At 45.4% G+C, this 20,613-nt stretch carries 20 protein-coding genes and 5 pseudogenes; 12 read left to right on the top strand and 13 right to left on the bottom strand.

All coding sequences use genetic code 11. The annotated features are described in order from the left end of the window. Position 1: 1 nt before the first annotated feature. The 8 genes and pseudogenes from traK to HU824_RS11975 form a co-directional block, all read right to left on the bottom strand. Positions 2 to 625, bottom strand: coding sequence for a conjugative transposon protein TraK (traK, locus tag HU824_RS12010; protein ID WP_008766649.1), 624 nt, complete (start codon positions 623 to 625; stop codon positions 2 to 4). A gap of 27 nt (positions 626 to 652) precedes the next feature. Next, positions 653 to 1,657, bottom strand: a complete 1,005-nt coding sequence (traJ, locus tag HU824_RS12005; RefSeq protein WP_008766650.1) for a conjugative transposon protein TraJ — start codon at positions 1,655 to 1,657, stop codon at positions 653 to 655. Positions 1,658 to 1,676: 19 nt separating this feature from the next. After that, positions 1,677 to 2,306, bottom strand: a complete 630-nt coding sequence (locus HU824_RS12000) for a DUF4141 domain-containing protein (protein ID WP_008766651.1) — start codon at positions 2,304 to 2,306, stop codon at positions 1,677 to 1,679. Between the two features lie 41 nt (positions 2,307 to 2,347). Continuing rightward, complete coding sequence (locus tag HU824_RS11995; RefSeq protein WP_008766652.1) at positions 2,348 to 2,968, bottom strand: hypothetical protein; 621 nt, start codon at positions 2,966 to 2,968, stop codon at positions 2,348 to 2,350. Between the two features lie 18 nt (positions 2,969 to 2,986). Then, positions 2,987 to 5,494, bottom strand: coding sequence for a TraG family conjugative transposon ATPase (locus tag HU824_RS11990; RefSeq protein ID WP_016270782.1), 2,508 nt, complete (start codon positions 5,492 to 5,494; stop codon positions 2,987 to 2,989). After that, positions 5,491 to 5,823 carry a DUF4133 domain-containing protein gene (locus HU824_RS11985; RefSeq protein WP_032841196.1) on the bottom strand — a complete coding sequence of 111 codons (333 nt, stop codon included), beginning with the start codon at positions 5,821 to 5,823 and terminating at the stop codon, positions 5,491 to 5,493. Before HU824_RS11985 ends, HU824_RS11990 begins: the two co-directional genes overlap by 4 nt. Position 5,824: 1 nt before the next feature. Beyond that, positions 5,825 to 6,121 (bottom strand): DUF4134 domain-containing protein, encoded by a 297-nt coding sequence (locus HU824_RS11980; RefSeq protein WP_008766654.1) that lies wholly within the window; start codon positions 6,119 to 6,121, stop codon positions 5,825 to 5,827. 300 nt (positions 6,122 to 6,421) lie between these two features. Continuing rightward, positions 6,422 to 6,607 (bottom strand): annotated as a pseudogene (locus HU824_RS11975) (hypothetical protein); the annotation flags it as partial. Positions 6,608 to 7,103: 496 nt separating this feature from the next. On the opposite strand from HU824_RS11975, the gene HU824_RS11970 reads away from it, so the two are divergent. The 7 genes and pseudogenes from HU824_RS11970 to HU824_RS11940 all read left to right on the top strand — a co-directional run. After that, a complete protein-coding gene (locus HU824_RS11970; protein WP_016270783.1) occupies positions 7,104 to 7,877 on the top strand; it encodes a class I SAM-dependent methyltransferase in 774 nt (257 codons plus the stop codon). A 159-nt stretch (positions 7,878 to 8,036) separates the two neighbouring features. Beyond that, positions 8,037 to 8,398 (top strand): annotated as a pseudogene (locus HU824_RS11965) (VOC family protein). Between the two features lie 133 nt (positions 8,399 to 8,531). Beyond that, positions 8,532 to 9,122, top strand: coding sequence for a TetR/AcrR family transcriptional regulator (locus tag HU824_RS11960; protein ID WP_008766657.1), 591 nt, complete (start codon positions 8,532 to 8,534; stop codon positions 9,120 to 9,122). 123 nt (positions 9,123 to 9,245) lie between these two features. Next, the gene (locus HU824_RS11955; RefSeq protein WP_016270784.1) at positions 9,246 to 10,094 is read left to right on the top strand and encodes an ABC transporter ATP-binding protein; all 849 of its coding nucleotides are present in this window, start codon (positions 9,246 to 9,248) and stop codon (positions 10,092 to 10,094) included. Further along, on the top strand, positions 10,091 to 10,753 hold the full coding sequence (locus tag HU824_RS11950) for a hypothetical protein (protein WP_016270785.1): 663 nt from the start codon (positions 10,091 to 10,093) through the stop codon (positions 10,751 to 10,753). The genes HU824_RS11955 and HU824_RS11950 overlap by 4 nt, the downstream gene beginning before the upstream one ends. A gap of 2 nt (positions 10,754 to 10,755) precedes the next feature. Further along, positions 10,756 to 11,454, top strand: a complete 699-nt coding sequence (locus tag HU824_RS11945; protein ID WP_008766663.1) for a hypothetical protein — start codon at positions 10,756 to 10,758, stop codon at positions 11,452 to 11,454. Positions 11,455 to 11,740: 286 nt separating this feature from the next. Then, positions 11,741 to 12,019 (top strand): annotated as a pseudogene (locus HU824_RS11940) (MATE family efflux transporter); the annotation flags it as partial. Here the strand turns inward: HU824_RS11940 and HU824_RS11935 are convergent. From HU824_RS11935 to HU824_RS11915, 5 genes are all read right to left on the bottom strand, one after another. Further along, positions 12,004 to 12,183 carry a hypothetical protein gene (locus HU824_RS11935; protein ID WP_008766665.1) on the bottom strand — a complete coding sequence of 60 codons (180 nt, stop codon included), beginning with the start codon at positions 12,181 to 12,183 and terminating at the stop codon, positions 12,004 to 12,006. The pseudogene HU824_RS11940 and the gene HU824_RS11935 overlap by 16 nt on opposite strands. A gap of 151 nt (positions 12,184 to 12,334) precedes the next feature. Continuing rightward, positions 12,335 to 13,084, bottom strand: a complete 750-nt coding sequence (locus tag HU824_RS11930) for a DUF4122 family protein (RefSeq protein WP_008766666.1) — start codon at positions 13,082 to 13,084, stop codon at positions 12,335 to 12,337. A gap of 2 nt (positions 13,085 to 13,086) precedes the next feature. Then, positions 13,087 to 13,542: a DUF3408 domain-containing protein gene (locus tag HU824_RS11925; RefSeq protein WP_016270787.1), complete on the bottom strand. Its 456-nt coding sequence runs from the start codon at positions 13,540 to 13,542 to the stop codon at positions 13,087 to 13,089. Positions 13,543 to 13,544: 2 nt separating this feature from the next. After that, positions 13,545 to 14,000: a DUF3408 domain-containing protein gene (locus tag HU824_RS11920; RefSeq protein ID WP_008766668.1), complete on the bottom strand. Its 456-nt coding sequence runs from the start codon at positions 13,998 to 14,000 to the stop codon at positions 13,545 to 13,547. Then, entirely contained in the window at positions 13,997 to 14,761 is a 765-nt protein-coding gene (locus HU824_RS11915) for a ParA family protein (protein ID WP_008766669.1), read from the bottom strand. Before HU824_RS11915 ends, HU824_RS11920 begins: the two co-directional genes overlap by 4 nt. A 641-nt stretch (positions 14,762 to 15,402) precedes the next feature. On the opposite strand from HU824_RS11915, the gene mobA reads away from it, so the two are divergent. From mobA to HU824_RS11890, 5 genes and pseudogenes are all read left to right on the top strand, one after another. Continuing rightward, the gene (gene mobA / locus HU824_RS11910) at positions 15,403 to 15,870 is read left to right on the top strand and encodes a conjugal transfer protein MobA (RefSeq protein WP_032560424.1); all 468 of its coding nucleotides are present in this window, start codon (positions 15,403 to 15,405) and stop codon (positions 15,868 to 15,870) included. Next, positions 15,860 to 17,113, top strand: coding sequence for a conjugal transfer protein MobB (gene mobB / locus HU824_RS11905; protein ID WP_008766671.1), 1,254 nt, complete (start codon positions 15,860 to 15,862; stop codon positions 17,111 to 17,113). Before mobA ends, mobB begins: the two co-directional genes overlap by 11 nt. 36 nt (positions 17,114 to 17,149) lie before the next feature. Next, positions 17,150 to 17,866, top strand: a pseudogene (locus HU824_RS11900) (YWFCY domain-containing protein); the annotation flags it as partial. Between the two features lie 639 nt (positions 17,867 to 18,505). Beyond that, a complete protein-coding gene (gene ltrA / locus HU824_RS11895; protein ID WP_148332200.1) occupies positions 18,506 to 20,191 on the top strand; it encodes a group II intron reverse transcriptase/maturase in 1,686 nt (561 codons plus the stop codon). A 94-nt stretch (positions 20,192 to 20,285) separates the two neighbouring features. Continuing rightward, a pseudogene (locus tag HU824_RS11890) lies at positions 20,286 to 20,489 on the top strand (conjugal transfer protein TraG); the annotation flags it as partial. Positions 20,490 to 20,613 lie beyond the last annotated feature (124 nt).

Below are 20,613 nucleotides of genomic sequence, written 5' to 3'. Positions count from 1 at the left end.
TTTAACGGTCATATACTCTGATGTCCCTGTTTTCCACCACACGGAAGGCTTCGAGGATGAAGCCGTGCGGATTGTTGTCGCTGCGGGTGGAATTGAGCAGCCTGCCCCGCGTGACGAGGCTGCGCTCCGTCACGCTCTTCTCCCGGATGATGGAAAGGCGGGCATACGTCACTACCTCATACGGGTAGCTGTTGAAGTCGCATTTCACGCTGTCAATCCCGATGCGCTGGCTCATGTTGCCGGAGATGATCCGGTTGTAGTAGCCCTGTTCCGCCAGATCCCGGTAATGGGCATAGGCAGAGCGGTCGCTCAGGAACATGGCACGCTGGATATTGCCCTCTATCGCACTCTTGTCAGGAGCCAGCGAGAAAAATAGCTCATGGAAGCGTCTGACATGCTCCCTCGCCTCCACGGGACGGTTCTGCTCCAGGTCCTGCGAGAGGGCGAGCATGAGCGACTTCCCCTCGTCCAGCACATAGATTTTCTGCCTCTGCGCCTCGGCAAAGCCGTATGCCTTCCACACCGAATATCCCACAAGCAGGGTACACGCGCAGAGATAGACGATACCGAACAGACGCAAATGCCTGAAACTGGTCTCGATGTTTTTTAATGATTTGAATTCCATTCCAATGTCGTTTTAAGATGGTTATTACTATTTGATGAGCCTTCCTGCGATGTTGCCTACCGCCGCACCGCCGGCTCCTGCCACCACGGAACCGGTCTTGGATGCCGTCTGGGTCACGTTCTTGCCGTAATTGCCTGCACCGCCTCCTGCCTGGATAATCCAGTTGGCCACTGTTGGGATGGTGAAATACCCGATGATACCGATAATCAGAAAAGTGATGTAAACCCCGTTGGAGCCGTCCGGGATGAAGTTCGGGTCGGAAAGCTGTTCGATGTCCTGCCGGAGCATCAACACCTGTATCCGTGCCAGCACACTGCTGAAGAGGTCACTCACCGGGAGCCACAGGTAAATGCTGATATAACGGACGAACCATTGGCTGAGCGAGGCCTGGAAACCGTCCCAGCAGGACAGGGCGAACGAAATCGGTCCCAGTATCGAAAGCACAATCAGGAAGAACGTCCGCAGCGTGTCGATGACAAGGGCGGCCGCGTTGAACATGAGTTCCAGCAGTTCGCGGAAGAAATTCTGAACCGCCTTCTTCATGTTGTACATTGCCCGGTCTACATACATCCCGCAGGCCTCTATCGCGTCCATAACCCCCAATTCGTCCAGTTTGTTGTCGAAAGACTCCTTGTCGACCAGATAGGCCGTCTCGGGATTGCGCTTCATCGCCTCGAACTCCAGCCTGTCCTTCTGCGCACGGTACTCGTTCATGTCGAAGGTCTGTGCCTCCAGTATTGAATGTGTACCTTTCACGATAGGCGACATGACACTGTTCAGCGTGCCCAGCACGATGGTCGGGAAAAACATGATACATAACCCCAACGCAAACGGACGGAGAAGGGGAAAGACATCCACGGGCTCCGCCCTTGCCAGAGACTGCCATACCCGGTAGGCCACGTAAAACAGGGCGCCAAGCCCCGCGAGTCCTTTCGCCACACCCGTCATCTGCGAGCAGAGCGGCATCATATCCGTGTAGAGGTTTTGCAGGATCTGATGCAGGTTGTCGAAATTTATTGCCAACAATACCATAAGTGAATCGGATTAGGGATTACCAGTAACGTTCATTCGGTGAGCCGTAAAGGGCCATCACACGGTCCAGGTCGTTCCGTTTCTTGGCACGCAGGTAGGAAACGCCGATGTTCTTGTTGGTGTAATATTGCACCAGGCTGCGATATTGCAGCATATCGGTGTAGCAGCGGTCGATGATATCCATCCGCTCCTTGTCGTTCATCGAAAGTCCGTTCTCGTTGACCACCGTTTTCAGGTCGTTCAGCAGGTGTGCGCTCTCTTCCAGCAACTTCGTGTAACCGATTGCAATGGCACTCAGCTCTTCCGGCGTGAAATAAGGGTCGCTGAGCATACGCTCGAAACTGTTCACGTAGATATCCGTGATGTCGCCGACCATGAGGATGGTCTGCTGCACCTTACGTGCATCGCGGACAAGGTTCTTGATCTTGCGGAGTCCATCGTAATACTCCTTGCCCTGTTTATAAATCTTCACTGTCTCCTGAAAATTGTTGAGCATGTTGCTCGCGGTGGAAGACGTGTGAACGATATTCTTGGCGGCATTGATGATACCCTGGGCAAGATTGCCGGGATCGCTCACGACCCATTGCGCTTTCGCTGTAAGGCTGATGAAGAAACAGCCCATACACAGCATGAGAATTTTCTTTTTCATGATGTAACTGTTTTAATTGGTGAATAAAATTCTGTTGAATGTCAAAGTCCCATCTTTCGCCCTTTGGACGGCGAGTTGCGGAGGATAGGCTTGTGTACCTGCTTCGGACGTTTCGCCTCCGGCGTCTTTTCCTTCCTTTGTCTGAGGGAAGCGAAAAGCTCATCGGCATACGGTCTGCGTCCTGTCATCTTCACAAACCTGGCATCCAGTGCCCGATATGCTTTCTCCGCTTGACAGGAGCGTTCCGTGGCAGAGGCATTTTTGTCTATACCGTACTTGACGAGAAAGGCAGGAGTGATATGGAGGATGTCATGGACGGAATCCGGCAAGGCGGCAATCTGTCCCAACTTCTCCAGTTCCTCGTTCATCTTGTCGAGATACGGTGCAGGAGGTTTACCGCACAAACTCTCAAAGACCTTTTCGACTGTGCGGGTCAGCCTTGCATCCACTTCCAGAATATCAGGAACTTCACCGGTTTCTCTTTTCCGCTTGTATTCGGCAGGCTCCAACTCTTCAAGTTGATGGAACAGCCGGTAATCCTCTGTAAATCCGTAATGGTCATAAATGGATTTCGGAATGTCCCAATTCTGCATCAATGACCAATAAAGGGACGAGATGACTTCCTCGCGTTTCCTCTGGTCTGATTCCAAATCGCTATACATACTTGTGATTTAGATGGTTTATAAGATGTTCTTCTCACGTTTGCTCTCCGACAACTGCTTGATGGCAAGCTCGATATTGCCACCTAACTTTTCGGAAAGACGGAACAGTTCCAGCTTTTCCGTTTCCTCAGTCGTGTAGCAATAATATTCCTCAAGTGAAACTTCTGTGGCATATACCGCCGATTGTGTACCTCCCAGACCAATCCAGACCTCCTTGTACTTTCTGGAAGGATTGTTCGCCATGTTGATGGAAAGGATCTGCGCACGTTCCTTGTCGGTCAGGCCGAGCAACGCCTGTATCTCGTCGAACTTGTTCATGTATTTGCGCTGGTCAAGAAGAATCTTGCAGTCGCTGTTGTTGATGATGGTACTTTTGACAATAGGAGACGAAATGATATCCTCGACCTCCTGCGTGACGACAACGGCCTCGCCGAAGAACTTTCTGACGGTCTTAAAGAGATACTTCAGATATTCCGCCATGCCCTCCTTGCTGATGGCTTTCCAGGCTTCTTCCAGCAATATCATCTTACGGACACCTTTCAACTTCCTCATCTTGTTGATGAAGGTTTCCATGATGATGATGGTCACAATCGGGAACAGTACCTTGTTGTCCTTGATATTGTCTAACTCAAATACAATGAAACGTTTACCGAGTAAATCAAGCTGCTTGTCGCTGTTCAGAAGGTAGTCATACTCGCCGCCCCGGTAGTAAGGTTCAAGCACGTTCAGGAAGTTGAATACATCGAAATCCTTCTCGCGGGTGCGCTTTTCCTTCAGGATGTCCTGATACTCGTCACGGATGAACTCGTAAAAACTATTGAAGGAGGGCTTGATGCTCCTGTCCTTGCGGATATTCGCCAAAAAGAGGTTCACGGCATTGGACAGTGCCACCTCCTCGGCTCTCGTGGGCGGTTCGTCGTCACGTTTCCAAAGGGTCAGGATGAGCGTCTTGATGGATTCCTTTTTCTCGATGTCGAACACGCCGTCCTCCACGTAGAAAGGGTTGAAGGCAATCGGGTCTTCCTCCTTGTAGGTAAAGTAGATGCCGTCCTCGCCGTGTGTCCTCGCGTGGATAAGGTTGCACAGTCCCTGATAGGAATTTCCGGTATCCACCAAAAGCACGTGGGTCCCTTGTTCATAATATTGGCGCACCATGTGGTTGGTGAAGAAAGACTTGCCCGAACCGGAGGGTCCGAGTATAAATTTATTCCTATTCGTGATTGTACCGTTCTTCATCGGCAGGTCGGAAATATCCAGATGAACGGGCTTGCCCGTCAGCCGGTCCACCATGCGGATGCCGAACGGCGATAGCGAATCCTTGTAGGACGTTTCCCCGATGAACAGGCACAACGCCTGCTCGATGAAGGTGTGGAAACTCTCCTCGAACGGGAAATCACCGGCATTGCCGGGTATCGCCGCCCAGAACAGCGTCGGGACATCTACCGTGTTGTGGCGCGGCTTCGCCTCCATGAGTGCCAGCTGGCTGCCGACATCGTTCTTGATGCGTTTGAGTTTCTCCCGGTCGTCGCTCCATGCCATGACGTTGCAGTGTGCCCGGATAGAAGTCAGCCCCTTGCTGTGCGCCTCGTTCAGGTATTCCTCGATCCATTCGCGGTTGATCTGGTTGGAACGGCTGTAACGGGAAAGCGAGTGCATGTTCCTCGCGGTCTGCTCGAACTTGCGCAGGCTCTCCGCCGAATCGTCGATGAAGAGGTACTGGTTCACGACATGGTTGCATGTGAGCAGGATGCCTATCGGCGCGGCGAAGGAGAGGCGGCAGTCGCTCCGGTCGGTGGACAACCGTTCGTAGCGGCAATCGGTAGCCACGTTTGAGGGCAGGTCCTCCGGGTCGGAAAGGGTGTGCAGGCAGAGGTAGTTGTCGCCTATCTTCATCTCCCCGGCACCGAGTGACAGGTCCTGCAAGCAGGCGGTGTCCTCCTGCGAGAGCGAGAAGTATTTCTCGATGATTCCCGCAGAGGTGTCCGTTCCCGTGATTTCCTCATCCGTCAGGCGTGTCATGCGAAGGAGACCGCTGTCGTTGACGATACGCTCGAACTGCTCACAGCTCTCCATGAAACGGGTGATGGTCTCCCTGTCCGTCATTTCCTTCGGGATGATGAAATTCCGCGTGAGGGCGTTGAAGCTGCTGGTCGTGCGGTTGCGTTCCTTAGTCGTCTTGGTCAGGAACAGGTAGCAGGTGTGCTGCAAATACGGGCGTTCGTTGAAATGCCGCTCGAAGCTGCGGCTGAGAAAACTCAGGTCGTCCTTGCAAATGTCGGGACGGTAGCTTTCCTCGATAAAGAAGTCCTGCTTGTGCACGATGCTGTAGTTCGGCAGCACCTTGACCGCTTTCGCCCAGGTCGAGTGGACGGCCTCGTATTCCGCCTTCGTGAGCGTGAAGAGTTCAGGCAGCTCCACCTTGTAAGCCACGGTAATGTCCGCGTCCTTGCTGACGATGCATCCGTGCTCCACCGAGAGCAACGGGAATTTGCTTTCCAGCGTTGCTGTTTTCATTACATTTCTCATACTTTTCCTTTTTTTGCGGTTGGAGAAATCAACCGAAGGAACTTCCTCCGGTTGATGATGTAGCGGGGATGGCTACGCAGCGCGTGGAGTTTCATAAGCCCCCATTCGCCGTACTTCGCGTTCATTCGGAATGTCGCCCAGACAAGCACCGAAGCGGAAACGACACCGAAACCGATGCAGACCCACTGGTCGATACCCACCATGTACATGATGACGAACACCACGAACAGGGCGAGCAGCCCGCCCGCGAAGATGAACAGGTACTGACTCTTGAGCCCTTTGAACTCCGGGCTGCGGCCTATCCCCTTGTTGACCGGATACTTCGCCATGTTACAGGAAGAATGAGCGTAAGATGGTAGCGGCCACGATAAGGAAGATACATGCGCCGAACCAGCTCGCGGCGGTCTTCGAGGTGTCAGGGTCGCCCGAGGAGAACTTGGAATAGACCTTCACGCCCCCGATCAGGCCGACGACGGCTCCGATGGCGTAAATCAACTTGGTGCCGGGGTCGAAGTAGGAAGTGACCATGTTGGTGGCTTCCGTAATGCCGCCGATACCGTTACCCTGGGCGAAAGCCCCGACTGTCGCAAGCAGCATGAAAGCTGCCGAAAAGAATCTTTTTTTCATGTGTCGAAAATTTTAATTGGTGAAACAAAAAATCATTTCGACAGCGAATATATAGCGTTTAATTCATTGATTTACAAACCTTACGATGCGTGTCATCGTATGTCATCACGTTACATCAGCAAGGATTTTCCAAACGATAAAAAAGAGGATTTTGGGCAGGGAAGGATGGGAAAAACAGAAAATAAAAACGGGCACTCTTCATGAGGAATGAAAAAGCGACAATTGGTTCGAATCACCAAAAAAGCGAAGCCTGAAAACCGGACGGCTTTCAGACTTCGCTTCATGTCATGTGAACGCTGTTTACTCTGCTGCGGAATCGGAAGAGAGGGCACGCTGTTTCCTCCGTTCCTCCTTTTTCTCTTTTTGCAGCTTCTTCTTGGTCTCCATTTCCTTCAGAATCTGTTTCAGCGGCTTGACCGTTTCCGGTTTCTCACGCTTGAACCGCTTGAAATAGATGTGCTCTATAAGCTGTGGAAGCGGCACTTTCCTCGGTTCCGCTCGGGACTTGAATCGAGCAGTTCACAAGTCTTAAAATCAATATTTTAGCGTACCTCAATCTTTTGATGGATACGAATTAGGTACTTTTTTCAAAGGACATTTGGCTTCCCTTGTCGGGATTGTGTCTGCCTTTATCTTCAGTTCAAAGATACCATTCTATTTCTACAAACACAAATCATTGAAAATAAACTTTTTACGATTGGGTCGAGTAGGTTTGGGCTGAAATGCCCAGGCATACTCGACCTAAATTCAAAGCTGAATTTGCATGGCATAAAATAATTCACTACCTTCGCTCGCATGAAGAAAACAAACCAATCGGATATTGTGTTGTAAGCAATCTGCATTTCTAATGTAGATTGTTCTTTACGTTTACTCTCGGATAATTCTTTTCGGGGGCTATTTTCGTGTGCTTATATTATAATTTTAATCTGTGTATAGGTAAGGTATCATCATATTTTCCCTGTACACAATATATACAATAAAAATGAATAACAATAACAACACAATTTACGGGTTTGATGTAAATTTAATTTGTGATTTTTTTCTTAATACAAAAAGGCAAGGTCCGGGAAGTCCTGATGTTACATTAAAGGCTTTAAGTTTCATTGATAATCTGAGTGATACTGCGCAGATTGCAGACATTGGTTGTGGAACGGGAGGTCAAACTATGGTTTTGGCACAAAATGTATCAGGAACTATTACAGGACTTGATTTCTTTTCAGGGTTTATTGACAAGTTTAATCTTGATGCCTTAAAGCTGAATTTGCAAAATAGAGTAAAGGGGATTGTCGGCTCAATGGACAATCTACCTTTTGAAAAAGAATCTTTAGACTTGATATGGTCGGAAGGTGCTATTTATAATATCGGCTTTGAGAGAGGTATAAATGAATGGCGTGATTATTTGAAACCTAATGGGTATATTGCAGTTTCGGAAAGTTCATGGTTTACAGAAAAGCGTCCGGCTGAAATACACGATTTTTGGATGCAGGGGTATCAAGAGATAGATACAATTCCTGTTAAAGTCGCACAAATGCAGAGAGCTGGCTATCTCCCAGTTGCTTCATTTGTGTTGCCGGAAAAATGCTGGACGGAACATTACTATCAGCCTTTGAGTGAAGCCCGTAAACTAATGCTGAAAAAATATCCCCATAATGAAACCGTAAAGAAACTCATAGAGTTTCAGCATCTTGAAGAAGCATTATACAATAAGTATAAAGGCTTTTATGGCTATGTATTTTATATCGGAAAGAAAATCTAAAACTTTCACTGTCAGTGAAAGTTAACAACAGGGAGGGGGCAACAACGTGTGAAGTTGCACCCTCTAAAATGTCCCCTTCGTTCTATCCAGTTCCTTATGCCAATCGTAATTTTGCACTGTCTTAGCGCAGGACAAAATAGCAACTAAAAGAAAAAGAACGTGAAAAATTTAATCGCATTCTTTGAAATTCCCGTTACCTACTTCTACCAATCAGTAAATTTCTATCAAACAATCTTGGGAGTTGAACTTATGGTAGCCGAATATAATAACGAGAAAATGGCTTGTTTCGTGCAGGACGGACAAACGGTAGGTACTATATCTTATGCACCGAACTTCAAACCCTCAGAGCATGGTGTATTAATTCACTTTAACTGTGAAGACATTGACAGGTCAATCCGGCAAGTAATGAAGCAAGGTGGCAGCATAGTTATCCCAAGACTAAAATTCAAGCCGATGGGAAATGGTATTTTGCCGTATTTGCTGACCCTGCGGGCAATCACATTGGACTTTACACTGACTAATTTGTGTCGAAAGATATAACTGCAAGTTGATATGAAGTAACTTTCTGGGGAAAAATAAACTGATATTTCTTTGTCAATTCAAAAATAACGCTTATGTTTGCAGTGACCAATAATAATAAAATAGTCACACGGTATGGCAAAAGCATTTGATGACAACGAAAGGAAGCTTATAAAGGATAAACTCAAAGAAGGAGCTTTGCTATTTATCCAGCAACAAGGGGTACGTAAAACTTCTGTAGATGAGCTTGTTAAATATGCTAATATTTCTAAAGGAGCATTTTATCTATTCTATACATCAAAAGAACTTCTTTTTTTTGATACAATAATAGACTATCATAAGAAATTGGAAAAAGAATTTCTTAATGCCATAAATAAGCATACCGATAATATTACGGTTGATACATTGACAGATATTATATCTGACTTGCTAATCAACAACAAGCCATACTTTGTATCTGTCTTTGTGAATAGTGACGTGGAATATCTAAGTAGAAAGCTCCCTCAAGAAGTACTTTCACAACACGTAGATGATGATGTCATGCTGGCAAACGAAGTGCTGAAATTTATTCCAGAAAGTAAATCAATTGACACAAAGGTATTTGCAGGGGCTTTAAGAGCTGCATTCTTGACTATTCTAAACGAGAAAACAATTGGAACAGATATTTACAATGAAGTTTTCAAGTTTATAGTTAGGGGAATAGTAAAGCAACTACTTAAAGACTAATCCAACACAATAAGATTATATAATATCAACTGACTATGTGCAAATATGCTACATGGCGATGCTCTGAATTCACAATATGACCATATAGACTAATTTAGTCATAAAATATAAAAATTAAAAATTATGATTACAGTAAAAAACTTATCGTTTAGTTATTCTCAACTACCATTTATTGAGAATATGAATTTTCAAGTAAGAAGCGGAGAAATATTTGGCTTTTTAGGACCTTCTGGAGCAGGAAAAAGCACTCTTCAAAAGATATTAATAGGTATGCTCCCTAAATATAAGGGGAGTGTTTCTATTAATAATAATGAAATTAGAAATAAGCCTGACCATTTCTATGAGAGTATTGGTGTCGATTTTGAATTTCCTAGTTTTTATGAGAAATTCACCGCATTGGAGAACTTAAAATTCTTTGGCTCTTTATATGACAGCAAGCTTATTCCTGCCGAACAACTATTAGAAATGGTCGGACTGTCACAACATGCCAACAAGAAAGTGGCAGGTTTTTCTAAAGGAATGAAATCCAGATTAAACTTTGCCCGGTCAATCATTCATCAACCCAAAGTGTTATTTTTGGATGAGCCAACATCAGGTTTAGACCCCTCAAACTCCCAAGTGATGAAAGACATTATTCGTGAGCTTAAAAATAAAGGAGTGACAATCATTCTGACTACTCACAATATGCACGATGCGACCGAACTTTGTGACCGTGTGGCATTTATTGTCGATGGCAACATTAAAGCTATGGACACTCCTCATAATCTTATCATGTCAAGGCGTTATAATGAAGTGACATATTCATATTTGGAGAATCAACAAGAATTGAATACTACAATCGCACTTGACAAAATAAGTACAGACAAAAAGCTGCAATCTCTGATTCAAGCTAATGCCTTATTGTCAATACATAGCAATGAGCCGACATTAGACCATATATTCTCAGAAATAACAGGGAGGAAATTACTATGAAACTTAAAGGTTTAATACTTGGCGATATTCGGCAACAATACAAATATGGTTTTTATGCCCTATATACGCTATTTACACTGGTGTATATTGCTGTATTGCGCATTCTTCCTATGCAGTGGAAAGAACTATGCACAACTACCCTTATATTTTCAGACCCCGTGCTGATTGGATTAATGTTTATGGGAGCAATCATATTATTCGAGAAAAGCGAAAAAGTAATGCAGGCATTAGCTGTTTCGCCCATATCGATACACGCATACATTTTGTCAAAGGTAATTTCCATTGGACTAATTTCTTTGCTAAGTGGAGTTCTCATCGCATTGTTCTCAGGCATGGAACATTCTTACATACATCTTGCTGTTGGAATTATGTTAGGTTCAGCATTATTCACACTGGTTGGAATATCACTTTCCGCTTTCATTTCAACCATGAATAACTTTATGCTGATTATGGTTCCCACTTTAATAATATCCGTAGCTCCCATATCTGTTTATACAATGGGCTATAAATCGGGAGTTATGCTATTACATCCAAGTATAAGTCTGATAGAACTTATGTCTGGAAATATCAGTGTCATATCTCTAATGGCAATAAGCATTTGGTGCATTGCGATGTATATTTTTTCTTGTCTGTCAGTAAAAAAAATGATGACGATATAATTATGAATCAGAATATTATTTCTTTCAAAATGTTTATCAGAAACATATTCTCAGATGGTATGTTATCTGCAATAATATGTATTCCGTTACTATTAGCGGCAATATATAGGTTTGTTTTCCCCTTAATTGTACAGCATTATCCGATGCTAAAGGATTTCAGTCTATATTATCCGATATTGGATTTATTCCTTGCAATTATGTGTCCTTACATGATTTGCTTCGCTTCGGTCTTGGTGGTATTGGATGAAACAGATATGAAAATCAACAGGTATATCACAATCACCCCACTTGGGAAGAAGGGTTATCTTATATCAAGATTGATTATTCCTGTTTTATTTGCAGCCATTGTTTCTTTCGTGCTGCTTTCTTTCTGTTCCGTATCAGATATGTCATTATGGACTACATTTATCATATCCATATTGGCTACAATACTAAGCGTTGTGGCTGCTATGATTATTTTAGCATACGCGGGGAATAAAGTGGAAGGTATGGCACTTGCAAAAGTATCTGCTTTGGTTATGGTGGGATTGATCATACCTTTTGTCATTACAGATAGTACCCAATATGTATTTTCATTTCTCCCTTCTTTTTGGATAGCCAAGTTTCTGATAAGTAACAACTATTGGTTTATTCTGCCAGCTATCTTTCTTTCCGGGGGGCTGATTTGCATATTATATAATAGGTATAGCACAAAAATATAGTTTCTCCTAAAACTGCTAATTGATAGTTTACAGATACAAATTCAGGGAAAAACGCTATCTTTGTAGCCCTAACAGAAAAAGAATAGTTGTTCAACAATATGAAATGGCAGTTGTGCATATAGCTACGCCGGGCGAATAGCGCCCTCGATTAACGCTATTCAGCAATAGACAGGCTTATCGTTTAAGTTTGTCTATTACTGCCTTGTCATTATCCCTAATTGTAAATCTACAAGATTGTTGTGCTGTCCAAGCGGCATGGCTTATTGTATCATATTGGTTTGAACAAATGGATTATACCTATAAGAAAATTTGGCTCATCGCTTTTCCTGTAATGATGAGCATCCTTATCGAACAACTGATAAATATTACCGATGCCTTGTTCTTGGGGCATGTGGGTGATGTGGAACTGGGCGCATCCGCCATTGCCGGAATATGGTTCTTGGCGATTTATATGCTCGGCTTCGGGTTCAGTTTGGGGTTGCAAGTGGTAATTGCCCGCCGTAACGGGGAACAGCAGTATTCGGAAACGGGAAGAACATTTTGTAGGACTCATCTTTTTCTTGTCGCTTTTTGGCTTTTCTTTTCGTGATCCTGCTTGTGGTTATCTATCTTTCCGAGCTTGCCAGGGTTCAATCCCAGTTCACGGGCCATCTGCACCTGTTTGTCGAAAAGGCGGTGGCGTTTCTGCTCCACCATCCATTTCTCCAATATCGCTTTTGTCACTGCCATAATCATTCATTTTTTGCAAAGGTACGAATCCTGCCATTATGATAACGATATGATTATTTGAATTTTATCCGATGATATTCTCTGAAAATGAAAAGGCACACCGATATCACATCGACATGCCTTCAAAAACTATGACAGCAAAAAGAAACAATTAAACGAATTTATCTATGTTGAAAGCCTCCACCTTCTTGGATGCGGTCTTTCGTTTTGCCAACGGTCTGCCCGATTCATCCAGACATTCGCTGACCAGGCGGTTTACCTTTTCCTGATTACTCAACTTGTCCGTGAGAAAAGATAGTATAACCGTATCGTGCATCTTGTGATGTATGGTAGTGGCTGCACGTATGGCTTTCTCTTCATCCGGATTTTCAGATATCAGCACCTCTGCCACATTGTTTATATCCTCAAAGGTCATGGCTGTGTCAAAATCCGGGTCAGGTTCAGCATCCACAGGAGCCATCAATTCTTCTTTTTCCTCTTTGGTGAGACCTTTTTCTTCCTGTATTACATCATCCGGACCGATTTCCTCATCCTCCTCTATCGACTCTTTTTCCATAGGTTCGGAACGTGTCGGAGTTTTTCTCGCCACTTCCGGGTCTTCGAGATAGACAATTTTTGTCTTGCCGATTACATCTTCAGTAACAGCAGAAGACGGCTGTGCCGTATGCCTGTTGTGTGCGTCGGTCTTTTCCCTTCGCCTTGCCTTTTTATTGGCCTCACGCGCTTTTTGTTCCGAACGTTTCTTCCGGTATTTCCATAGATTGATGCGGACTATGCGCATCAAGCGGTAGGCTTTCTCCCAAATGCCATACATTTCCCGATTGAAGATGAATATCCACAGTTGCCGGAATATGAAAACCGCACACACGAGTTTTATCGTGAAATAAATTTTTGCTTCCATGGCTACAGGGGTTTATTTATGGCTTCCGTGTATAATTCAGACATCTCATCCTCATATTTTGTCAGATGCTCATCAATGATTGTGCTTACATATCCTGACATGGATGTCTCCGGAGCGACAACTGCCAAAAAACGTTTGATGTAGGCATAGCTGTCCCTGTTTATGTAAACCTGGATTCGATTACCTATAGGGTGATTTACCAGATATGTCGTTCGATACGATGGATCTTCAACGATTTGAATTGAAGACGTGTTGATGACATCCTTTAAGGCAGATGTACAAGCGGTGTCTTCCCAGGTATCCGGTTCCGCTTTGCCGGAAGTTTCGGGCGGAGGAACGTGGACGTGCTTTCCGATGTTTTTGTTCTTGCGCATTCTTTTGTGAATGAACAATCCGAAACGGCAAACTGTGTAAACGATGCAGGCAATGGCCGCAATGTGAAAGATAATCTGTGTCATGACTAAAATGGTTTTAATGGTTTGTAATATTCTTTGTTATACAATTCGCTGATTTCCTCCCAATGCTGCTGGATATGGTCAACGAGGATATTGCTTATATACCCCGATATGCTCATGTCCGGGGCAATGACCGGAAGGATGCGCTTGATACATTCGGCCACCTCGCGATTTATATAGACATGGGAACGGTTAGATGCCGGAATGTTTACCAGATACTTGTCTCTATAGCTACCCGCTTCATCTTTCTTTTTTCGAGGTTTTACAGGGGACGTTTTCTCAGACTGTATCTCAACCGGTTCCGTAGCTGGAGCCGGTCCCGTATTTTTGACGGGTACGGATTCCTGTCCGGGTTGTTCCGTATTCTCGTTCATGGGTTGCGCCCTGCCGAATACAGGAATATCCCCGACAATGATATTCTTGAGGATATCCTCATTCACTTCCACCTTTTTCTTTGTCATGCGTGTTCCAATTTAAGTTTGACAATAAGCTCCTCCGCCAGTTCCTTCAGACCGCTTCCTTCCAATTGCTTGGGAGGCGGAGGCAGCAGGGTGCAGCGGAAAAAATCACGTTTTGCATGTGTGATTTCCTTCTCGTAACGGCATAAATCGGGAAGTTTGGTGTCAAGGACAGTCAGATGCAGTTCCCTCATGACCTCTGCATAGGATTTGTAAATTTCCACGTTGGTACGTTTTTTCAACTTGTTCCAGAAGAAGAGAATATCCTTGAGCGGCACATCTTTCGTGTTCTTGACATAATCAAGAACCGTCGTGGAAAAAGCGAGCGTGCTCTGCATGATGATAAGATCGGGAGTGGTGGGAGTCAGGACATAATCCATATTGACGATGGTGCGGAACACCCCCGTGGATTCCACTGTTCCGGGCAAATCCACAAAAATCAGATCATAGTCACCGCTTGCGGCAAGCTCGTCCGCGGCTTCCCTTGCCTTTTCCGAAGTAGACCCGACAATCGGATAAGCTTTCTTTGGTACGCGATTCCATTGCTGCTGTAACAATTGTTGAAAATAGGCACTGTTGGCAATGGCTTTTTTATCCCGTTCTCTCATGCGCACGAGGCTGTGCTGTGGAGAATCACAATCAATGATTGCCACGTTCAGGTTTTTCTCGAAATGGAGGTAGCTGGAAAGCACTACCGTCAAGGCCGATTTCCCGACCCCTCCCTTTTGGTTGCTGACTGCAACGAATAAAGGCTCTTTGCTCATAATCTTTTCTTTTAATGGGTTATTGAATATATATCTGTTTCATCCGTCAATCCGTGAACGCTTCCTTCCAACCGACCACGATATGCTTCATCCGTTATTCCGACCGGTAACTTATCCGTTATAGCATCTTTCCGTTAATGGTCGGTCTGTTGGTCATGACATTCCGATAACTGTCATATCCGACATTGCTTCCACTATCCGGACCGATAACGGAAGCATCAAACAATATGACCATTATACCATTATCGGAAGTGCGGTTTCATCCGTTCACGCTGCAAATAAAAGGGTATTTTTTCATACCGGCACCATGTTTCAAGGGAGGTGACGACCTGTGTCATCGTTTGTCATCACGTTACATATAACTCACTATTTTACAGTAGTATATACCGCCGTAACTTTGCACCGACAACGGAACGGACACCGCTGCGGGGCTTTCCCGAAGCCGAAGAATGAGGCCGGAGGGTCAAACACAATTTGACGGAAGGAAAATTCATGTTCAAGCGAACATAGCAAGTTGTGTTTTGAGGCACCCGAAATAAATTCGGGCACTCAAAACAACTTGCCACTCGCCTGACGGCTCGGGGAGGATTCACTCCAAAGTCGTGAATCCGGGGCCGGAAGATTAGAAACTGAAAATATCAATGCGTATGGAAGAAAACAAGAAGAAAAACTCAAGAAAAAGCGCAGGCAGGAAACCAAAATCCGACCCTGCCGTGCATCGTTATGTGGTACGGTTGAACTCGGAAGAGAACGGACGTTTTGATATTCAATTCCAAAAATCAGGATTGAAAGAACGCTCCAAGTTTATCAAGACAATGATTTTCGGCAAGGAAATCAAGGTGGTGAGAATAGACAAGGCGACGATGGATTATTATATCCGCCTGACCAATTTCTACCACCAATTCCAGAGTATCGGCAACAACTACAACCAGACGGTGAAAGCCGTAAAGACAAATTTCGGGGAGAAACGGGCTTTCGTCCTGCTCCGTAATCTGGAAAAAGCAACAATAGACTTAGTGTTGCTGAGCAAGCGGATTATCATGCTGACCCGTGAGTTTGAAGAAAACTATCTGATAAAACAACGGAAGGAGGAGGAAAATGGTGGCTAAAATCAACAGAGGTGCTTCGCTCTACGGTGCAATCATCTACAACCAGCAGAAAGTGAACGACAATACAGCCCGCATCATTTACGGGAACCGCATGATTGCCAATGTGTCGGGGAACACGGAGCGTGTCATGCAACAGACCCTGTGGGCGTTTGACAACTACCTGCTTGCCAACAAGAATACAGAAAAGCCAGTCCTGCATATATCGTTGAACCCTTCTTTGGACGACCGGCTCACGGATTTGCAATTCACGGAACTGGCCAGGGAGTATATGCAGCGAATGGGCTATGGCAACCAGCCTTACATTGTATATATGCACGAGGACATAGACCGGAGGCATATCCATATCGTTTCCACCTGCGTGAACGAAAAAGGTGAAAAGATAGACGACGCCTACGAGTGGAACCGCTCGATGAAAGCCTGCCGGGAACTGGAAAAGAAATTCGGGTTGAAACAGGTGGATGACAAGCGCAAGGAACTATTGGAGCCGTATCTGAAAAAGGCTGACTACCAAAATGGTGATGTGAAGCGGCAGGTTTCCAATATCGTCAAGAGTGTATTCTCCACTTATCGTTTCCAGTCTTTCGGCGAGTACAGCGCCTTGCTCTCCTGTTTCAATATCGAGGCGAAACAAGTAAAAGGCGAATTTGAAGGAACACCCTATAATGGAATTGTCTATACGATGACCGATGATAGTGGCAAGCCGATATGTACGCCCGTCAAATCTTCTCTTATCGAAAAACGCTACGGCTACGAGGGATTGGAAAAGCGTATCGGGTACAACGCCCGTGAATACAAGAACAAGAAATGGCAACCGAAGATACGGAACGAAGTGGCGCTTGCCATGCACGGATGCCGTGGAAACAAGGAGGAGTTCACCCGTTTGCTCGCCGGGAAAGGTATTGATGTGGTATTCCGTGAAAATGATGAAGGACGTATCTATGGCGCAACTTTCATCGACCATAAGAACCGTGAGGTATATAACGGTTCCCGACTTGGAAAAGAGTTTTCGGCAAACGCTTTTGAGCGGCTGTTTAACAGTCCGACCAATATGCCTGACTTGGATATGCCAATGCCTGCTCTTAATCGGCAAGGCGTTTTCTCCTCCGAAATGGAAAGCTCCATCGAACAGGCTTTCGGAATCTTCGGCATTGACGCCAACGGTCCCGACCCGCAGGAAGAGGCGCTTGCCCGCAGGCTGCAACGCAAGAAGAAAAAGAAACGCCGTTCCCGCGGAATATCCTGATTACAGATTTTATAAACCATTAAAACTATATTCATTATGCAACAAGAAGATGATTTGAGGGGACTGGCCAAGGTCATGGAGTTCATGCGTGCCATATCCATCGTGTTTATTGTCATCCACGTCTATTGGTACTGCTACCGTTCATTCGTGGATATGGGTATCAATATCGGGGTAGTCGACAGGATACTCCTGAATTTCCAGAGGACAGCGGGGCTTTTCAGCAACCTGCTCATCACAAAAGTATTTGCCGTCATATTCCTTGCCCTCTCGTGTTTGGGAACAAAAGGCGTAAAGAATCAGAAGATGACATGGCAGAAAATATATGCCTCTTTCCTTGCCGGATTGGTGCTGTTTTTCATGAACTGGTGGATGCTCGACCTGCCGTTCAGTCCGATGGTCAATGCCACCTTGTACACGGCAACACTTACAGCCGGGTATATCCTGTTGTTGATGTCCGGCGTGTGGATAAGCCGGATGCTGAAACACAACCTCATGGAAGATGTATTCAATACCGCCAACGAGAGTTTCATGCAGGAGACACGGCTCATGGAGAACGAGTATTCCGTCAACCTGCCGACAAAGTTCGTCTATCAAGGCAGGGAATGGAACGGATGGATTAATGTTGTAAATGTTTTTCGTGCGTCCATCGTGCTTGGAACTCCCGGCTCGGGTAAGAGCTACGCAGTGGTAAACAACTACATAAAACAGCAGATTGAAAAATCCTTCGCCATGTATATTTACGATTATAAGTTTGTGTGACGTGAAAAGTTGCATCAGTGGCTGTCAGCCATTCACTCAGAGGAGTGAAAAGAGTTGACCTATTGTTTCGCCAATAGTAGCCTACGGCAGGTGCGTCTTATGATGTACCAAGCTGCTCGGACAAGGTAACCCTCCCGAAAGGGTCGAGAATGAACCGTGAGGGGACTTCAAGAACCGCAAGCATTATGTGGTTGGGGAGCTTGGCTTGACGGCATGGCTAACGCAAGTGAATTGTCAGAACCATCGTTAAGTCGAACAAGCTTACGAATGCTTACAAGCTTGAACCAAAACGGTGTGTGGCCGGATAACCCTGTGGATTTTGGGGTTACGCGAACAACAGAGCCACCGGTGGAGAGGCAGAGCCTAAACCGTCATCGGCACTGATGCAGAACACGGTAAGCCTATATATCTCCATGAGCAATCATGGTAGGCCGAACGCAAGGGAGGCACAATGGTATGTAGGTAAAGGAAAATCGGAGAAAGCGAATGCCGCTCTGTAACGGAGAGGATATGGATTGACCTCATTGCCATGTATGGCAGAGAGCCACATCATCCGACACGAAAGTGTGCAGACTTCCGATATGGTAACATTTTACAAGATAACTTTTAGAACTTATGAAAGAAGAAAAGCAAATGGACGAGCCTAAAAACTCGTGTGCATCTTCTGACCACAAGGAATCAACTTGGGAAAACATTGATTGGAACAAGTGTGAGAAAGCGGTCAGTAAGCTACAAGCGCGTATTGTAAAAGCTCAGAAAGAGGGTAAGTTTGGCAAGGTGAAGGCTTTGCAATGGACTCTTACCCACTCGTTTTACGCCAAGGCATTGGCTGTAAGGCGTGTCACTTCAAACGATGGCAAAAAGACTTCGGGTGTTGACAAGGTATTGTGGTCAACCCCGAAATCGAAATACAAAGCCATCTTCACACTCGGAAGAAGAGGCTACAAGCCTCAGCCTTTGAGACGAATGTTCATAAAGAAGCACAATGGCAAACTGAGACCGTTGGGCATCCCCACAATGAAAGACAGAGCAATGCAGGCACTCTACCTACTCGCCTTGGAACCTGTGTCGGAAACAACTGCCGACAACTATTCCTTTGGCTTCAGAAAGGAAAGAGGCACTGCCGATGCAATGGCACGTTGCCACACTCTTCTCTCTAAGGGGTACTCGCCACAATGGATTCTGGAGGGTGACATCAAAGGGTGCTTTGACCACATCAGCCACGACTGGCTGATGAAGCACATCCCAATGGATAAAACCATACTTGGGAAATGGCTCAAATGTGGTTATATCTTTGAAAACGAAGTCTTCCCGACAGACGAGGGTACACCGCAAGGTGGTATCATATCGCCAACGCTTGCCAATATGGCACTCGATGGATTACAGAAACTACTCGAAGACAACTTTCCTTGGGAACCAAAGAAAGGTTCCTCGGGCTGGTACTGTCCGAAAGTAAGGCTTGTAAGGTTTGCAGATGATTTCATTATCACGGGCGAATCAAAGGAGCTGCTGGAACAGAAAGTCAAACCGTTGGTAGCATCGTTTCTTGCAGAAAGGGGTCTTACCCTGTCCCAAGAGAAAACGCTGATAACACATATTGAAGATGGTTTCGATTTCCTCGGCTTCAACGTCCGCAAATTCAATGGTACTCTGCTGACAAGACCAGCCAAAGGCCGTGTAAAGAGGATGTTGGATAAGGTAAAGCAAGAGATACACCGCTCGCGTGGAACTTCCCAACATGAACTTATCATGCGTCTCAATCCTATTCTCAAAGGATGGGCGAACTATTATCAATATAGTGCGGCCTCGGAAACGTTCCGAAAAGCGGACCATCTAATCTTCAAGAAACTGTGGCGATGGGGAATCCGTAGGCACGGAAACAAAAACCGTACATGGATTAAACAACGCTATTTCCACAAGATTGGAAATCGGGTCTGGGTATTTGCTACGACAAAAATTGACTCAAAGGGAGAAGAATACTTCGTACCGTTGACAATATTGTTCAATACAAAAATCCAGACATATCCGCAACTGAAATGCGACCTCAATCCATTTGACCCCGAATGGACGGAGTACCGTGAAAAACGGCGCACCGTCAAAATGAAGATGTCGATGAGTGGTAAAAGGACGCTTTTCAATATTTGGAAAAGGCAAAACCAAAGATGTCCAATCTGTGGTGAGCCGATAACAGTTGAAACACCGTGGCATACAATGATGTCAACCGTAAACGGTAAGAATTCATTGTCTATTGTCCACGAAAACTGTTATTTGAGTGTGACACATAAAAAGAAGTGTAAGAATGAGCGTGTTTCGGAGTAAGTCTGAAATATTGTTGCTTGAGCCGTGTGATGGGAAACTATCACGCACGGTTCTTAGGGGGGAAAGCACCCGCAAGGGCGCCGACCTACCCGCCCCAGATTTGTCCGAAATTGCTTATAACCATCTACTTAAACACACTCAGAATTACAAAGTGAAGCCGGAATTTTATGTCATCAATTTCGATGATCCGCGACGTTCGCACAGGTGCAATCCCATCAACCCGAAATTCATGGCGGACATCTCGGATGCCTACGAATCTGCCTACACGATTATGCTCAATTTGAACAAGACCTGGGTGTGACCTGTAAAGTCGCGTAATTGATTGTTAAACAGTGATATTAGTTGCATGATTTAACCCGCTGTTCCGTCAGCGGTAGCCTACTATAAGGTGCATCTCCAGTGATGGGTTGTGCCAAGCTTAT

Origin of the sequence: Bacteroides sp. L10-4, assembly GCF_013373675.1 — a bacterium.
GTDB classification, from domain to species: Bacteria; Bacteroidota; Bacteroidia; order Bacteroidales; family Bacteroidaceae; genus Bacteroides; species Bacteroides muris.
The sequence above is the reverse complement of the archived record's forward strand: the minus strand, read 5'-3'. Positions and strand labels throughout refer to the sequence as shown.

Coding starts and splice junctions, on each gene's coding strand:
- traK (WP_008766649.1), bottom strand. CDS start 625: ATGGAATTCAAATCATTAAAAAACATCGAGACCAGTTTCAGGCATTTG.
- traJ (WP_008766650.1), bottom strand. CDS start 1,657: ATGGTATTGTTGGCAATAAATTTCGACAACCTGCATCAGATCCTGCAA.
- HU824_RS12000 (WP_008766651.1), bottom strand. CDS start 2,306: ATGAAAAAGAAAATTCTCATGCTGTGTATGGGCTGTTTCTTCATCAGC.
- HU824_RS11995 (WP_008766652.1), bottom strand. CDS start 2,968: ATGTATAGCGATTTGGAATCAGACCAGAGGAAACGCGAGGAAGTCATC.
- HU824_RS11990 (WP_016270782.1), bottom strand. CDS start 5,494: ATGAGAAATGTAATGAAAACAGCAACGCTGGAAAGCAAATTCCCGTTG.
- HU824_RS11985 (WP_032841196.1), bottom strand. CDS start 5,823: ATGGCGAAGTATCCGGTCAACAAGGGGATAGGCCGCAGCCCGGAGTTC.
- HU824_RS11980 (WP_008766654.1), bottom strand. CDS start 6,121: ATGAAAAAAAGATTCTTTTCGGCAGCTTTCATGCTGCTTGCGACAGTC.
- HU824_RS11970 (WP_016270783.1), top strand. CDS start 7,104: ATGAATAACAATAACAACACAATTTACGGGTTTGATGTAAATTTAATT.
- HU824_RS11960 (WP_008766657.1), top strand. CDS start 8,532: ATGGCAAAAGCATTTGATGACAACGAAAGGAAGCTTATAAAGGATAAA.
- HU824_RS11955 (WP_016270784.1), top strand. CDS start 9,246: ATGATTACAGTAAAAAACTTATCGTTTAGTTATTCTCAACTACCATTT.
- HU824_RS11950 (WP_016270785.1), top strand. CDS start 10,091: ATGAAACTTAAAGGTTTAATACTTGGCGATATTCGGCAACAATACAAA.
- HU824_RS11945 (WP_008766663.1), top strand. CDS start 10,756: ATGAATCAGAATATTATTTCTTTCAAAATGTTTATCAGAAACATATTC.
- HU824_RS11935 (WP_008766665.1), bottom strand. CDS start 12,183: ATGGCAGTGACAAAAGCGATATTGGAGAAATGGATGGTGGAGCAGAAA.
- HU824_RS11930 (WP_008766666.1), bottom strand. CDS start 13,084: ATGGAAGCAAAAATTTATTTCACGATAAAACTCGTGTGTGCGGTTTTC.
- HU824_RS11925 (WP_016270787.1), bottom strand. CDS start 13,542: ATGACACAGATTATCTTTCACATTGCGGCCATTGCCTGCATCGTTTAC.
- HU824_RS11920 (WP_008766668.1), bottom strand. CDS start 14,000: ATGACAAAGAAAAAGGTGGAAGTGAATGAGGATATCCTCAAGAATATC.
- HU824_RS11915 (WP_008766669.1), bottom strand. CDS start 14,761: ATGAGCAAAGAGCCTTTATTCGTTGCAGTCAGCAACCAAAAGGGAGGG.
- mobA (WP_032560424.1), top strand. CDS start 15,403: ATGCGTATGGAAGAAAACAAGAAGAAAAACTCAAGAAAAAGCGCAGGC.
- mobB (WP_008766671.1), top strand. CDS start 15,860: ATGGTGGCTAAAATCAACAGAGGTGCTTCGCTCTACGGTGCAATCATC.
- ltrA (WP_148332200.1), top strand. CDS start 18,506: ATGGACGAGCCTAAAAACTCGTGTGCATCTTCTGACCACAAGGAATCA.